Origin of the sequence: Paraglaciecola algarum, assembly GCF_021532655.1 — a bacterium.
Taxonomy (GTDB): Bacteria; Pseudomonadota; Gammaproteobacteria; order Enterobacterales; family Alteromonadaceae; genus Paraglaciecola; species Paraglaciecola algarum.
This window is the reverse complement of record NZ_JAKGAS010000007.1, coordinates 1-15,957: the sequence shown is the minus strand read 5'-3', so window position 1 is coordinate 15,957 and position 15,957 is coordinate 1. Positions and strand designations below refer to the sequence as shown.

Annotated in this window: 14 protein-coding genes; 7 read left to right on the top strand and 7 right to left on the bottom strand. The window is 37.0% G+C overall.

The features are described 5' to 3' along the window. Window positions 1-4 precede the first annotated feature (4 nt). Together L0668_RS12955 and L0668_RS12950 are read right to left on the bottom strand one after the other, a co-directional pair. The gene (locus L0668_RS12955; RefSeq protein ID WP_235313064.1) at window positions 5-1,771 is read right to left on the bottom strand and encodes an OmpA family protein; all 1,767 of its coding nucleotides are present in this window, start codon (window positions 1,769-1,771) and stop codon (window positions 5-7) included. Between the two features lie 12 nt (window positions 1,772-1,783). Next, window positions 1,784-2,323: a hypothetical protein gene (locus tag L0668_RS12950; RefSeq protein WP_235313063.1), complete on the bottom strand. Its 540-nt coding sequence runs from the start codon at window positions 2,321-2,323 to the stop codon at window positions 1,784-1,786. A gap of 202 nt (window positions 2,324-2,525) precedes the next feature. Between L0668_RS12950 and hemH the strand changes: the two genes are divergently transcribed. The 3 genes from hemH to L0668_RS12935 all read left to right on the top strand — a co-directional run bounded on the left by hemH (window position 2,526) and on the right by L0668_RS12935 (window position 5,491). Continuing rightward, entirely contained in the window at window positions 2,526-3,608 is a 1,083-nt protein-coding gene (gene hemH / locus L0668_RS12945) for a ferrochelatase (RefSeq protein WP_349815648.1), read from the top strand. 124 nt (window positions 3,609-3,732) lie between these two features. Then, a complete protein-coding gene (locus L0668_RS12940; RefSeq protein ID WP_235313062.1) occupies window positions 3,733-5,022 on the top strand; it encodes a DUF819 family protein in 1,290 nt (429 codons plus the stop codon). A 37-nt stretch (window positions 5,023-5,059) separates the two neighbouring features. Next, window positions 5,060-5,491 carry a DUF4112 domain-containing protein gene (locus L0668_RS12935; RefSeq protein WP_235313061.1) on the top strand — a complete coding sequence of 144 codons (432 nt, stop codon included), beginning with the start codon at window positions 5,060-5,062 and terminating at the stop codon, window positions 5,489-5,491. Here the strand turns inward: L0668_RS12935 and L0668_RS12930 are convergent. After that, the gene (locus L0668_RS12930) at window positions 5,488-6,363 is read right to left on the bottom strand and encodes a hypothetical protein (RefSeq protein WP_235313060.1); all 876 of its coding nucleotides are present in this window, start codon (window positions 6,361-6,363) and stop codon (window positions 5,488-5,490) included. The two genes, L0668_RS12935 and L0668_RS12930, sit on opposite strands and share 4 nt — an antisense overlap. A 165-nt stretch (window positions 6,364-6,528) precedes the next feature. On the opposite strand from L0668_RS12930, the gene L0668_RS12925 reads away from it, so the two are divergent. Next, window positions 6,529-6,960: a DUF3859 domain-containing protein gene (locus tag L0668_RS12925; protein ID WP_235313059.1), complete on the top strand. Its 432-nt coding sequence runs from the start codon at window positions 6,529-6,531 to the stop codon at window positions 6,958-6,960. Window positions 6,961-6,971: 11 nt separating this feature from the next. Here the strand turns inward: L0668_RS12925 and L0668_RS12920 are convergent, their stop codons facing one another. After that, a complete protein-coding gene (locus tag L0668_RS12920) occupies window positions 6,972-7,883 on the bottom strand; it encodes a LysR family transcriptional regulator (RefSeq protein ID WP_235313058.1) in 912 nt (303 codons plus the stop codon). 143 nt (window positions 7,884-8,026) lie between these two features. Here L0668_RS12920 and L0668_RS12915 point away from each other — a divergent pair, with 143 nt between their 5' ends. Then, window positions 8,027-8,731 carry a CPBP family intramembrane glutamic endopeptidase gene (locus tag L0668_RS12915; protein ID WP_235313057.1) on the top strand — a complete coding sequence of 235 codons (705 nt, stop codon included), beginning with the start codon at window positions 8,027-8,029 and terminating at the stop codon, window positions 8,729-8,731. A 360-nt stretch (window positions 8,732-9,091) separates the two neighbouring features. On the opposite strand, the gene L0668_RS12910 is transcribed toward L0668_RS12915, so the two are convergent. Together L0668_RS12910 and L0668_RS12905 are read right to left on the bottom strand one after the other, a co-directional pair. Further along, the gene (locus L0668_RS12910) at window positions 9,092-9,988 is read right to left on the bottom strand and encodes a carbon-nitrogen hydrolase (RefSeq protein WP_235313056.1); all 897 of its coding nucleotides are present in this window, start codon (window positions 9,986-9,988) and stop codon (window positions 9,092-9,094) included. Next, entirely contained in the window at window positions 9,975-11,036 is a 1,062-nt protein-coding gene (locus tag L0668_RS12905; protein WP_235313055.1) for an agmatine deiminase family protein, read from the bottom strand. The genes L0668_RS12910 and L0668_RS12905 overlap by 14 nt, the downstream gene beginning before the upstream one ends. 474 nt (window positions 11,037-11,510) lie before the next feature. Between L0668_RS12905 and L0668_RS12900 the strand changes: the two genes are divergently transcribed. Together L0668_RS12900 and L0668_RS12895 are read left to right on the top strand one after the other, a co-directional pair. Further along, window positions 11,511-11,825 (top strand): hypothetical protein, encoded by a 315-nt coding sequence (locus L0668_RS12900; protein WP_235313054.1) that lies wholly within the window; start codon window positions 11,511-11,513, stop codon window positions 11,823-11,825. Window positions 11,826-12,502: 677 nt separating this feature from the next. Beyond that, window positions 12,503-13,192, top strand: coding sequence for a DUF2982 domain-containing protein (locus L0668_RS12895; RefSeq protein WP_235313053.1), 690 nt, complete (start codon window positions 12,503-12,505; stop codon window positions 13,190-13,192). Here the strand turns inward: L0668_RS12895 and L0668_RS12890 are convergent. After that, window positions 13,178-15,868: a 7TM diverse intracellular signaling domain-containing protein gene (locus tag L0668_RS12890; RefSeq protein ID WP_235313052.1), complete on the bottom strand. Its 2,691-nt coding sequence runs from the start codon at window positions 15,866-15,868 to the stop codon at window positions 13,178-13,180. The two genes, L0668_RS12895 and L0668_RS12890, sit on opposite strands and share 15 nt — an antisense overlap. Between the last annotated feature and the right edge of the window lie 89 nt (window positions 15,869-15,957).

The window sequence follows — 15,957 nt, the reverse complement described above, 5'->3', positions numbered from 1 at the left end:
TTTACTAACTTGCGTCAAAATATACCACATTAAACAATACTTTTCGGGCACCTGCATTAGTTGTTTTTAGATCGATTACACCTAAGCCAATTGCGTTTAGTCGATTGTTGCTAATGCCTAATTCTTGCAATTTTAATTTTACATTGTCAGCTCGTTTTTGACTAAGTATTTGGTTAAATTTAGGTGTGCCAACTGTATCTGTTGCTCCCATGATCACTAGTCCGAGAGATATCTGTTGTTGTTCAGCGAGATTGATTAAGTTATTGAATTGATCTTTGATGGAAATTAACTTTTCAATAGCGGTAACAGATAATTCACTTTTTCCTTTTTCAAAGGCCACTGACATCTTTTCAATTTTAGCGATATTTAAATCTAAAATGGCGCGAATAACATTAGGGTCGTCTGCCGCATTTGTTTTATCTGTGTTTACCACTATACCATCTAACCATGATGGTATAAAATTTAACCCGGAAATTCCAGACAATTTATTTTGTAACATTAATTTGTCAAAATTAGTTAACAGCCCTGAAAAACTTGGGGTCATGCCTTGCCATTGAATTTGAATATTCGGGAATGTACCTAGTGCGATCTGGACTTTGTGCTTAATTAATTCTGGGTCTAGTGAAAGGTAGGCTCGCTCTTTTATATTAAGGTGAGTTAAGGAAATATTTTGTGACCCAAGCCAATCTTTAATAATAATAGCTGACGGATCACGTAATACATTTAGATTAATTTCACGTAATCCGTTTAACTCCAAACTTGTAATAAGAATGCCTGGTTGCCTATCGATTAACTCTATTTGGTCTTTCAGCGCTACAGATTGCCAGCGTATTGCCATTAAAAATGTTATGGTACAAAGTAACAAAAAAACAACTGACCAAGCCATCCAAGGTGTTTTAGATGTTTGTTCAGCCTCTGGTTTTAATTCGGCTATTAAGCAATCTCGTAGTTGATTTTCGCTATTTTCAAAGGTTAGTGCATCACCGTTAAAGTTGTTTAGTTCTTTGTCATAGAGCTTATGAATATCTTCTAAAGTAACTTGCAGTTGATCTGCTACATGTTGTGGCATATTGCCGGTAACAGCGGCGACTACCGCTGCTTTTGGTCCTGGTTTTATGACTAAAGTAAAGTCATCTGTGCGTACTACATCAAGCTGTTGTTCACTGCTATCTGCATTGGGCTTAAATGAATCTGCCACAAAGTCGTTGATGGCTGTCAACATTGACGAGACCATATCTGCGTCAGCAGCAGTACCTAAGTTTAACGAAACAGAATTCAACAATAGACCGGTTTCTTTATGGATTAAAAATACTTGTTCCACTCTAAAAGAGAAAGTTTGACTGGCAACATATTGTGAAAAAGGTACGTTTGAACGCCAAGCTCTAAAGCGCCATTTAAGTCCTTTAACAGTCAGACTGTTTTCAATTAATGCGTTGGTTTTTTCGAGTAAGTCGGTAATAAAGGCTGTGACAGATTTACGAACTAAGCTACCTACTAATGGATATAAATACCCAACAAATTGTTCGCTATGATTGGAAACGGATTTTTCGACGGATTTCTCGACTAAAGGCAATAATACTTTGTTAACAGAGCCGTCGTTTTTTTCTCGGTCATGTAAGGCTTCTGAAAATACCTCAGCTACCATTTCTCGCGCGTTATCTTTTAGTGTTTGTTTTACTAGAGATGCGTCTTCACCCAACACAAGTTGGCGGATTTTTTCCATCTGTTGAGAATCAGATGTTTGTGTTTGACTCTGCTTGGAGCTGGTCATAATAAATTATTATTAGTCTTCACCAGTTTCTAAATCACTTGCCACAGAAGCCAATAATTTGGCCAAGGTTTTACGATCGGTTTTAGATGAGTTTAATTCGCTCGACACTTGATTTAATTTAGCTAAAGCTTGTTCAAGCTGTTCCGTAAATGTAGAACTAAGGTTTTTGATTTCTTGATTTAAACGTTCATGTAGTTCGTCATTTTCTTGTTTGCTGTTGGCTTCAGCCATTTCAAGAGCGCTGGAGATTTGGTCCGCGTAATTGTTAATTTCTGTAGCTCGTTTGTCTTGACTTTGATCTGCCAGCGCAAGTTTGTCCTCTAGATTATTAAAACCATCTTCCATTTGTGCTTTTATGGTTTTTACATTTTTCTCTAATAATTGTTCCATTTTACTGAAACTGCTCAGAGTTTGTTGTTCTAGGGTGTTAATGCGCTTTTCGATATTATCTTGTGCGGCGCCAAACACTATCTGCCGGAGTGTGTCTAGTTCTGATTGGCTATCTGAGCTAGTTTTGTCGTTTTTAGAGGGTGTATTTTTTTTGTCAGTCATGGCGCCATCCTATGCTACAAAGTAACGAATGAAATATTTCGCAAGTTTGTATAATGCACAGTTTTTAACTTAAATTAAACAGTTTTAAGTGTTGGTTGCATTATTTAACCTTCGAAAGGTTTGGCCATTGATTTCTAAAGTAAATAGTCCAAAATAGTTGATTGTGCGTATACAACTACTTTATTCATATTAAGAGACATTCATGAAATACCAAGGTAACTCGGCATTTAGCCATGTTCAAGCCGATAAGGTTGGCGTATTGATTACCAATTTAGGTACGCCAGATGCACCGCAAAAAAAGCAACTAAAAGCTTATTTAAAGGAATTTTTATCTGATCCCAGAGTGGTAGAGGTACCTAAATTTATATGGTGGTTTATATTAAATTTGGTCATTTTAAACATTAGACCGAGTCGGTCGGCTAAGGCCTACCGGACAGTTTGGACCGAAAGAGGTTCACCTTTGATGTATCATACCCAAGACCAAACAACCGCTCTTAGAAAGCAGTTACAAAAGGCTTATGGTGACAATATAGTTGTAGAGTTTGCTATGCGTTATGGCTCTCCATCGGTAGATTCAGTGATTGATAATATGTTGCAACTAGGGGTGAGAAAACTTGTGGTGTTACCTTTGTATCCACAATATTGTGCGTCCACAACTGCATCAACATTTGATGCGGTAGCCGCGAGTTTAACTAAAAAACGTTGGATGCCTGAATTACAATTTATCACGCATTACCATGATCACCCTGATTATATTCAAACTGTTGCTGACAAAATTCGTCAACATTGGGATAAAAATGGCCAGGCTGAAAAATTAATATTCAGTTATCACGGCATACCTAAACGATATTTGACTAATGGTGACCCTTACCATTGTGAATGTTATAAAAGCTCTCGCTTAATTGCAGAGAACCTTGGATTAGAGAAAGATGCATATTTTGTGAGTTTTCAATCTCGCTTTGGTCGCGAGGAATGGTTAAAGCCTTATACTGATCATTCTTTAAAACAGTTTGCTGCTGATGGAATTAAATCTGTGCAAGTTGTATGTCCAGGGTTTTCCTCAGATTGTTTAGAAACAATTGAAGAGATTGGTGTAGAGAACCGCGATTATTTTATTAATGCAGGCGGTGAAAGTTATCAATACATTGAAGCATTAAATGCTGATGCTAATCACATAAATGCCCTAAGCCAGATATTAAAGCCTTATTTAGCTAGTGCTACAAATTCAACTGTCAATTTAAATGAGCGCTTGGAAAGAGCCAAATCACTTGGAGCAGAAAAATAGCATTCTTTTTGTTAACATTATATTTACAGGGTTTGAGTCCTAGGTTTATATAAGAATAGATATTCAAACCAGTTAAATATTTGGCCGTATCGTCATTGACTGATGTATACCGAATAGGAAAACTATGTCTACACCTGTGATATCCAATCAAGAAGTCGCTACACAGTTAGCAGTGAATACACCACTTTTTACTAATGATGCAACTGTACTTGGTATTTTAACAATATTACTTGGATTGGTGTTTTACACAGCCAGTAGCCAGCACTCTTTTTGGCAGAAGTTTTATATGTTTGTGCCATCTGTTTTGCTTTGTTATTTTCTGCCATCCCTCCTCAATACTTTTGGTTTAATTGATGGATCTAAGTCACAACTTTATTATGTTGCCTCACGTTATCTGCTCCCAGCTTGCTTAGTGTTATTGACCTTAAGCGTCGATTTAAAAGCGATTGCCAGACTTGGCAATAAAGCGGTAATTTTATTTTTTACCGGTACTGTAGGTATAGTGATAGGTGGGCCTATCGCATTATTGATTGTGGCTACCTTTGTGCCTGATTTATTAGGTGTAGACGGCCCCAATGCCGTATGGCGAGGCATGACCACAGTGGCTGGCAGTTGGATAGGTGGGAGTGCCAATCAGGCCGCAATGAAAGAAATATATGATGCAGGTGATCAAATGTTTTCGGCTATGGTCACGGTTGATGTGATAGTGGCTAATTTATGGATGGCTGTGTTATTGATTATGGCAGGGAATGCAAAATCGATTGATGCAAAAACAGGCGCCGATACTAGTGCTATCGATGAGTTACAAGAAAAAGTAAAAAAGTTTGATGATAAACATGGGCGAATTCCTAGCTTGCATGACATCATGTTAATAGTCGCAGTAGGTCTAGGTGTGACAGGCTTAGCTCATCTTTTTGCAGACAATATTACTCCTTATTTTGTGGATAATTTTCCTCAATTACACAAGTTCAGTTTTCATAGTAAATTTTTCTGGATGATTATATTTGCCAGTACTGCAGGTATCATATTGTCATTTACTAAAGCACGCCAGTTAGAAGGCGCTGGGGCATCTAAGATAGGGGCCGCTTTTTTGTATATTTTAATAGCGACCATAGGCATGAAAATGGATGTCACTATGATCGCCGATGCCCCACTTTATTTTGTAATTGGGGCTATTTGGATGATCATACATGCTAGTTTAATGTTGCTAGTGGCTAAAATCATTAAAGCACCATTGTTTTACATGGCGGTTGGCAGTCAGGCTAACGTGGGCGGAGCCGCTTCGGCCCCAATCGTTGCTGCTGCGTTTCACCCCTCACTGGCCCCTGTAGCCGTGATGTTGGCTGTTTTAGGCTATACAGTAGGAACTTATATGGCTTGGTTATGTGGCCAAATATTACAGGTAATTGGATGATGGTAAGCACTCACAATTTATAAATTAGTGGTATGCAATGACAGATAATATTCTCGCCCCAGGGGCATTGTTAAAAGCGCAAAAATTAGCAGATTTAACCGATACAAAAATTCGTATTCCTATTTTAGGCATACGTCTAGGTTTAGATTTTATAATTGGTTTAATTCCTATAATAGGCGATATAATTATGGTGGGAGTTGCACTTCGAATTGTTCATTTAGCTAAAAAGATGGATGTACCTGCTGATCTGAGGGCCTTGATGTACCGTCATATCTTATTGGATTTTGTATTTGGCTTAATTCCCGTAGTGGGTGATGTGATTGATTTGTTTTATAAATCTAATCAAAAAAATGTACGGATAATAGAAAAATGGTGGGTAAGTCAAAATCATCAAAAAATCCTTGCGCATAGTCAACAGAAGTTAAAAGAATGGCAATCCACTAACAGTTATTTCGACGAAGAGTCTTAATGCAACTCTTCAGGTATAGGTTCGAACCATAAATCGGGGTTTTGAATTGGCGTTTTTTCTGGTAATAGTGGATTATGCAAAAAGTGTTTGATACGGCTTTTTATATTGTCACTATTAAAGGTTTGTTTATGGGTTGGGTAATTAGTTAACAACCTTTGAAAGCTGCCGTCTTTTATAGCCAATAACAACCCATTTTCAATCTGTTTGGCTAATTGGGTTTGATTCAGGCCAACAAAAAAATAAATTGCAGTTGGGTAAATAACTAAATGCTTTTGGTCAACAGTAAGCAGCGAAGCATCGTAAAAATCCATTTCAGACCAAACTTCAATAATTGAGCGAGGAAAATAATCATAAAACCCTCTACTTAGACTTTTATAAATTGTGCTGTACCATTGGCTATCAACTACAGTGAAATCATTGGCTTTTAAAATATCGTAGTCAGGCCAGCCGAAACCTTGTACTGCGGTTAATTTTTTTAACTCTGATGTATCAGTGATATTTGCAAAAATATGCTGTTGTTCTTTTCTAATCACAAACACTCGATATCCTAATAAACCTTTTAGTAGTGGGATCCGTATTGGAAGTGCTTGCTTTTCTCGTTCTATGCTAGTCATGGTCCAGATCACGTCTAATGTGCCATCGTTCACACTTTTTAATTGTCTTTGTTCTCCCATAGATGCATCGACGGCCTTTAATTGGAATTGACCATATTTAGACTCCGATTTTTGTAGTGCCAAAGCTAACATATCTACAAAGTAAGATTTTTGGTTGTCTTGAGCTTCACTACTGATGTGTTTGATTTGGCCTATGGCAAACAATGGAATGCTAGTTATTGCTATGATTATCATTAAAACGTGCGAGATCAATTTCATTAGTAGCTCTTAATTATAATTTTTAGTAGCGAATGAAGTTTTTGATCAAATATTATACACCTTGGTGGGAAAATAATCATTATTGTATATTTGCTGCAATTGTCATTGGATCAGTTCATAACCCTGAGTAATATATGGAAGTATTAATAATTGGCAGGAAATTTAGTGTCTAAGTTGCGTTCCCATTTTGAAATTACTAGTTTTGGCATCTATGAAAACTGGGATGAAAAAAGTAAAAAATTACCACAAATTAAAACCTTCACTACTAATATCCCTGCACAAATCGATATCGAATTTGGTTTTATTCTGCATGCAAAAAAAGCCAAAGGTAAACGTTTAGATTGGACTATGTACCATCCTGACGTGCCCGATAATAAAGGCCGAGTGATGGAGCCCTTTGAAGGACAAGTTTATGTTAGAAACAATGATTGGGAGTTTTATTTAGGTGACACAGTGTGGGAGCCTATCCACAACAAGGTAGGTGATTGGCGCATGGTGATTGAATGTGATGGCAAAATAGTTGCTGATAAAACGTTCAGTGTATTGATTGAACATGGCGATGGTGAGATCCAATTTTGGAAAAAGCGGGGTTACTGACCTAACAAACTTTATCCCAGCCCCCAAAACTTTTTTTGCGCAATAAAATAGTCAATGAATGATCTGACTTTTGCTTGTTCTCCTTTTACCTGATGAAAGTAGACATAGGTAGAGACATTTTTATACCAATGATCGGGCAATATAGGTTGGAGTTTATTCGCTGCTAACGCTGGTAAAATTTTAACGTCGTCATTTCCAGCGTTAATAATGCCCAATCCGTTGCAAGCCATTTCGACCAGACCTGTCACACTTTTCACTCGATTATGAATAACTTTATGTGTAGGCTCACCCGTTTCGGATTGAAAAATAATAATATCCGCAGGCTGGTTATGTAAATATCCAATAACTGTGTGGGAATTTAAGTCATCAAGAGTTTTAATTTCAGTGTGCCTAGCTAAATAACTTGGTGAGGCATACAAACCATAGTCGCAAGTCCATAAAGTTCGACGTTTTAGGCCTGAAAAGGTATCTCCTAAATAATCCGATACTCCCCAAAAAACATCATAGTCGTCAGTATTTAAATCAATGATCGATTCTTTAACATCAAGTTCTACTTTGATATTGGGATACAGAGCAAGAAACTTATCTAACCAAGGAATAATCGTTTCATGGATCATTTCAGGGGCTTGGCATAACACTTTGACTGTGCCACTAATACTGCCATTCTTTTCTTCTACCCAACTTTCTAAGGTATCTAATTGGGCCACTACTTGCTGAGCATGGGACTTAAAATCATGACCAAATTGAGTCAGAGTAAAACTTCTTCTTGTCCGAGAAAAAAGTGGCTGGCCCACTTCCTTTTCAAGTAAAGCAATACTCTTGCTAATGGCCATTACCGATACTTGCAGGTTATTAGCTACAGCTGTCATTGTATTGAGTTCTGTTAAGGCAATAAAAATTTTAAGTTGTTCTACTTTTAGCAAGAGGCAAACCTATTTAACCTGAGTTCGATGTATGAAGTCTGATTTTTTTATAAACTTTAAGTTTAGATAATGTAAATAAGTATACTATATATCTATAACTGCGTTAGGGCTAATCTATTTCCTGAAATTAAAAGGAGAATAAAATGCAGTTAACAGAAATATGCTTGATGTTGTCGATAGGTTTTATGGTGGTAATTAGTTTGTTTGACAACACTCAGCAAAGTATTTTGGATCATAAAAAGTCTTTAATTCAGGCCTATGCTGAAGGTATGCTGATAATTTGGTTGCCTGTTATATTTTTGCTAGTACATCTTGTTTATTCACCTTTAACCCTAGTGTCTATTGGATTGAAGTGGAACGATAGTTGGCAATTTTTAACAAGTTTAGGATTATTAATACTGGTGATTTTTTATTTCATTTTATCATCACTTTCTTTGGTTAAAGATGAGGCATCACAAGCATCTTTAGCGAAACAAATTACTCCATTAGCTTGGTTTATGCCGAAAACAAAAAGTCAACTTGCCATCTTTACTTTGGGTTTGTCTGTGTCAGCTGGAATTTGTGAAGAGCTTATATTCAGAGGTTATTTATTACATGCATTAACTGAACATGTAGGGCTGAGTTTTGCAGTGCTAATATCCAGTGCTTTATTTGGTTTATGCCATCTATACCAAGGTTTGGATCATGTTATAAGAACTTTTATAATTGGCCTGGTGTTATGTGGAGTATATTGGTTTAGTCAATCTTTACTCATGGCTATAATTTTACATATAGCGGTTGATATTTATGGGGGAATGACGAGTTATATTGTCCGACATAAGATGTCAAAGCCCTGCTTAAAAACTTAAACAGGGCTTTAGATTTCGAGTTTTTATTAGGGGCTGTTGATCTTTGGTGTATAAATTTTGTTCAAACTAAACGCTTTTAAATTGAGGCGCTGACTTGAAGGCATTATTTCTTTAAAAGCGGCGGATTAAGCCAAAAGTCAGCAACAAAGAGTAAAAAGTGTTTAGGAAGACCTACTTCATTTAAAAAAAATGACGCAGCGATTGTGCAATATTTCTACTGATTCAGCACTCACTCATGTAGAACAACTACACCACACTCGCGCTTCATTGTATAAATACCGCACAACTCGCTGCAAAAACATACACCAAAGATCAACAGCCCCTAGAGTCGGTTAAGAAATAGTTTGAAGTTTGTTAACCCTAATCTCGCCATCTTTTATCGATATCCCCATAGGCATCGATGCGTCTGTCTCTGAAATATGGCCAGATGCGTTTCACTTGTTCGGTGCGATTAAGGTCAATTTCTACCATTAAGTTTTGTTCTTTATCACTGGCTGCTTGGGCTAATATTTCACCTTGGGGGCCGGTGATAAAACTTTGCCCCCAAAACTGAATACCAGGATCCCCTTGAATAGGTGATGCTTCGAAACCTGTTCTATTGGCGACCACAACCGGAATCGAATTTGCTACAGCATGGCCACGTTGTATTGTTTGCCAAGCATTGTGTTGGCGTTCTTGTTCTTGTTTAGAATCATTTTTGTCCCAACCAATGGCTGTGGGGTAAAACAACATATCTGCTCCAGCCATAGCCATTAGACGGGCTGCTTCCGGATACCATTGGTCCCAACAAACTAGAACGCCTAATTTACCCACACTGGTTTGTATAGGCTCAAAACCCAAATCCCCAGGAGTAAAATAGAATTTTTCGTAAAATCCAGGATCATCAGGAATATGCATTTTTCGATATTTGCCAACTAAACCTAGTTCGCGATCGAACACGACAGCAGTGTTGTGATACAAACCGGTCGCTCGTTTTTCGAATAAAGAAGTCACTAACACTATGTTTAATCTAGCTGCTAATTCAGCAAAAAACTCTGTGGCGGGGCCGGGAATAGGTTCAGCCAAATCGAAAGCTTGGGTATCTTCTTGTTGACAAAAATATAAGCTGCTATGTAGTTCTTGTAGTAAAACTAGTTCACAACCTTGCTCTGCTAATACCGTTACTTGCTCTGCTGATCGTTGCCAGTTCACATTTTTGTCATTATTGGCTACAGCTTGTTGCACTAACCCCAGTTTTAATTTGTTATTCACCTGCATATTGGCTAACTCCTTTGGCAAGTTGTGTGACTAGGTTTGATTTAAGTGTTCCCACTGGAATTTGCATGCTAATACAATGCAAACTGCCAAACTGTTGAATTAGCGGCAAGCAATTAATCGGCACAATTTTATACTGCGGATAGGCTTGTTGCATAATATCTAGAGCTAATTTGTCTTCTGGTTGTTGGTATACAGGGCATAATATTTGCTCATTAGAAATCAAAAAATTAGCGTATGATGCAGGTAACCTGTCCCCTTCAGCATTTTTAATAAAAGGCAGAGGTAACTCGAATACTTTATACTGTGGGAACGCTTGGTGGCATTCTTCGACTAGTGCAACTAAACTCGCATAATGGGAGTCATCAGGACGGTTAAAGGCAGATTGCACCACTAAAGCTTGATTTGGTGTGAAGCGAACTAAAGTGTCTATATGCCCGTCTGTATCATCACCTTCTAAATGGCCATGTTCAAAGACAACATTTCGCTTTGAGCCCAGTTGATTACTAAACTGGGCTTTATACTCAGCGATTGTTAGGTCGCCATTACGTTTCGAATTTAATAAACATAATTGGGTGGATAACAAGGTCCCGTCTTGATCAATTTCAATCGCGCCACCTTCTAAAATCAAATTAACCGATTCTATGTTTTGTTGGCATAAGCTTGCCAATACGTTTTGATTTATTCTATTGTCTTTGTTTGCGTTAAACTTTTTCCCCCAACCGTTAAACGTAAAATCTAGGGGGATCATCACGCCCTGTCTTGAAGTGGTTAAAAATCCATAATCTCGAATCCAAGTGTCATTATAATCGGCTGTGACAAGTAATACCTTGGCATTGGCGGGAAGCTTCTTCTTACATGTTTCGACTTCTGATTGGCGTATTAATAAGATTACGCCAACGTCAGATCGCATCAGATTTTTTATGATGTCACAATAAACATTTTGAACTTCGTTTAGCCAAGGTCGCCAGTCTGTTTGATGATCAGGCCAAGCCAATAAAATTGCTTCTTGTTTTACCCATTCGGGGAGTAATTGTTGATAGACAGTCATTTTGTTTTGAACCAAGAAATTTGAGGTAAATTATAATTGTAAGCGGCTCGCCTGTCTTGCTTTACTCATCTATTTATTTGCTAATATTTATTAAATAAATAATGACGATAAAATGGCTTATTTTTATCGAGTATATGTTTTTAGGTGTTCTTGCAGTGACTTAAAAAATTAAGTTTTGGCTTAATATGTGTTAAATGACGTTAACAATTGAATAATTTAAGGCGTTTATCCGTTTGGCAACTTATTTTTTTAGAATATATATTTGTATCTTTGGGTTTTGATATATCATATGGTTATATTTGTTTGGGGAATATATAATTAAATCAATAGGATACGTCAGTAATTGTCTTGTGATATTCTGTTTTACATGCTTTTTACTGATTTTGAACAATTAAATCACAGAATTTAGCAATTACATCTGGCTTAATTTAATGGCGGTCTGAAGCGCACAAATTAAATATCTGGAGATAAATTATGAAAAAATTAATTGCTGTATCTATCGCGCTGTGTGCATTGAATGCAAATGCGGCCATGGAATCTAAAAGTAAAGTTAAATATAAAGGCGACACTAATTTTAAGAATTTTTGTGAAGCTGTTGTTGTAGATGATGTTGCTTTACTAAAGAAAAGTTTGCGTAAGCAAGTGGGTGAAGTTGCTAGCACTCAAAGCAAAGTTAAAGCACTTTTAATCGCTGAGAAAGGTGTTAAGTGTAACGGTGTTGGTCTGACTGAGTTTTCTAAAGAACGTGCTGCTACCAAAGTAGCTGCCTTTTTAAATCAAGGTAAGTAATGGCGTTGATTGATTTCAGTTTGGCTAATCGCCCAATTGAAATATCCAAATCAAAAATTGTTACTTAGGTAAGCGCAGTTAAAGATATAGCTGCGCTTTTTTTGTGCCCTTTTCTCGTAACCCTTCAGTAGATTCAATCAAAAGGGTCTTTGTCTTATAACCACATATTAATATTGAAATACAACTACCGCTAATATCAGCTTTTATCTATTTGTATCATTCTCTACAATAGCTTTATTCCTTAATTTGTTTATACCATTCCGTCTTAAAATATAGTCACTCAGCGAGAGTTTAAAAGAGCTTAATCAAGGCGAATGATTGACAGCTCTTTAATAAAAGATAGCTAGTGCTCTTTCTAAGTCATGGAACGCAGTGTAAGCTCTTTTAAAAATCGCCTGAAAGGAGTGCCCCAGCGGGTTTTGCTTTTTGTTCTCACTATTTGAAAGGGAACAACCATTACTTCATAGCGACGCCTCAATCAAAAACAGCTGGATGCACTCTGAGTGATCACATATTAAGATGGAATCGTATTAATTTGTATAAACACAATGACCAAATCAAATAAAAAAAAGCATTCTTGGTGGCAAACTAATTGTGCCAAATGCAAACAAATTAGAGCTATGCTGGTTTGGGCTGTTTTTATGTGTGTTGTTTATTTATATTTTTGGACTTAATTAATGTCAGATATTATTCAGATCCGTAGTTTAGCCAAGAAAAATATTTTAGTGAGTAGTCTGAGTGGATTCTTGGGCTTATGTTTTGGTCTAATACTATTAAGTGCATTACCTAAAGAATACTATTTGGTTGGTATATTCGTGATCAGCCTCGCCTGTGTGATGCTTATTATTGCTTGGGTGAAATATCGAGAGCCTACATTCAGTTTCGAATTAACCAAATACCAGATTATCTATCGTTCAAGACATGGAAAATGGCAGCTTAACTGGGAAAATATTCAACGAATTGATATTCCAAAAGTTAGTGTGGGTATGGAAAACCGGGAATTAGGTATGCTTGGATTTAAGTTAAAAGATTATGTGACTTTTTTAGATAACATCTCTCCAAGATTAATGACTAATATGTTGATGGAGCAGCGCCCCCTGCTTTTTCACCAGTTATCTGCCGGCCAGGATAAACCTTGTTCTACAGGTCAATGTTTAGGCCAGGATTTGTTAGAGAATGATTATTATAAAGATCTCAGCGGTAAAGAGTATAAAGGTATTCAAGGCATGTTTGCTAACCGTATGATTAAGCTCAGAGCAAACTTAGGTTATGATATTTTTGTAGCTGCGTCGGACCTTGATCGGCCTGAACAGGAGTTTTTAACCCTACTTAAGCAGTGTCAAAACCAAGTGTTACGATGTAAATAAATATTTGTCCTGTTCAACAATTTTTAATACTTTAACGGTTTCATTGATTAATCTGGGCAGTTCTTGTTGAGCTTTGGCAATTTGCTGCAATTTTAACGAACTTTCAATCTTTTCACATATTATTTGTAACGCTGGCACACCTGTGTAACAACACACTCCATGTAATCTGTGTACCGCATTTTGCATTTCCACAAAGTTTTGTGCTTGATTGAGTCTTTCAATTTCAGCCGCCAATTCAGGGAGTTGACGGATAAACTGACTTAGCAGGTCTTGTGCAGCCTCTTTATTGAAATTTGAGTTTTTTAATGCCAACTGCCAATCAAAACTTGGTAGAGAATCGTCTGTTGCATCAGTAATCTGGCACCATCGTTTTATTAGATCGATAAGGTCAGAAAGATTAATGGGTTTAGGTAAATAATCATCCATTCCTGAACTTAATAGCCGATCCTGTTCTTCTTTAAACGCATGGGCAGTGACGGCTATGATGGGAGTACCTAAATTTAGTGGTGTTTGCCTTATATGCTTGGTTGCCTCTAATCCATCCATATGTGGCATTTGTACATCCATTAAAATAAGGTCAAATTCGTACTCTTTACAGTGCGCTACAGCATCTTTTCCACTTAAGGCTAAGGTCAGCTGTAAGTTGGAGTTTTTTAACCAAGTGGTGAGTAACTTTAAGTTCATTTCCATGTCGTCAACGGCTAAAATTCTGGCCCTAGGTAAGGCTTCTAACCTTTGCTGTAAGGCATTGACTGGGGTTTTTACAGTTTGTTTGGTTAAACTATTTAATTTGCCTAAAGTCAGCGGTAAACGCAATTTGTGGGAAAAATATTGTGATAAATCACTGCGGGCTGACAAGGACTCTACACCTGAATACAACATAATTTTATTGTTGGCATTAATGTGCCGAGATGCTTCAAGAATGCTGGGTAACATGCTAGCTTTATTGCCTGGTACACAAATAAATAATGTATCTTGTGGTGCTGTTAATTGACGTAAAAATGTTAATGATTCAACTCCAGTTACATTACCACCCATAGCCGTCAATATCTTAGTACCGCAATGCCTCGATAGTGGGTTGGGATCAAAATAAATAATATTTTTATCCTGCCAATTATCATCTGGCTTGATCGATAATGTAGTGTTTAATAGGTTGGTACGGATGGATACAGTAAATGTACTGCCAACATCAGGAGTACTTTGTAAGCTTAATTCACCATGCATCATTTTGACTAGTTCTTGGCATATAACTAAGCCTAATCCCGTTCCTTGATATGAGCGATTTAAGGCGTCATCTACCTGTGAAAATGCGGCAAATAGCTTTCGCTGATCGTCTTTACTTATGCCAATCCCAGAGTCTTCGATTTTTAATTCTAATTCATAAATTCCGTGGTCTTTTTCAGTGCCTTTGACAATTAAAGATATTTGCCCACTGTCAGTAAACTTTAAAGCATTGCCCAATAAATTATTAAGTATTTGTTTAATTCTGTAGCTATCTCCAATCAGTTTTTCTGGCAAAGGGCTTAAGTCGTATATGAACTCTAAGTGTTTTAAATGGGCCGATTTAGCCATTATGCTAACTACATCTTCTAATATTTGATTGGGAGAAAATGGATGATTGTTAATTTGTAATTTTCCTGCTTCTATTTTCGAAAAATCTAGAACATCATTTACTATATTAAGTAAGTTGTCAGCCGCAGCATTGATAATGCTGATTTGTTCTTGCTTTTCTGGTGACAAGTTAGCTGAATGTAGCTCCTTACTAAATCCTAAAATGGCGTTTAATGGGGTACGGATTTCATGGCTCATATTGGCCAAAAATTGTGATTTTACGTGACTGGCGGCAATGGCGTCTTTTCTGGCGATATCCAATCTTACATTTTGCTCTTCGACTAATTCAATATTGTTAGTTAAATCTTGTGTAGCTTGTTCTACTTCCTGCTGCAACTGATGACGGTGTTTATCCATAAGCGCCACTGAGAATAAACATGCTTGAATAAATAGTCCGGCTTGAAAACAATGGGATGTGAAAACATTATCTTGGAGAAAACCAATTAAATGTAGTGATGCAGTAAGGCTACAGCTAATTAATATACACCAAGAAATAATGAAGTATCGTGCTGGATAAAAACGATTGGCGTAACTTTCAAAGCCAGCATATAAATAACAAAACATTGCTAGAAAACTGACAGCATATACTAAGAAATTTTGCCATAGATTAGGAAAGATGCCGAGCACACAACAAATTGCTAAAATGGCATATGTGATTAAGCATGACTTAATAAAGGGATAAGTTTTGGGAGCATTGTCTTTGGCGTTTAACAGGGTGATTGAGAATATGCCCGAGGTTAGACCAAGGATAATAAAAATGATGTCTGTATGAGCACTAAACCAAGTGGCTAGATAGGATGGCATGAGTAATTTGAAATGTCCGCCCCACACAAGTTGCCATAATAATACTGCGACTATATACTCTTTGTAGGTTAATAAACTTTTATCTTTGATGCCTAAATATAGTAGTAGATTGTAGGCCCCCAACATAATCAATCCACCATAGAATAATCCCCACAGTATGCTGTCGTAGAAAGTGCTGGTTTGGTGAAGCGTAAGAGTGTGAATATCTACTGGGGCTAAAATGCTAGATTGAGTATTCTCTATTCTAATATACAAGTCCACGGTTTGAGCATAGTGTAATGGTCTAATTATTCAAAACACATTGTTGGAGGTATCATAACCAAAACCAACGAGGTAATAATGAGTAAGAA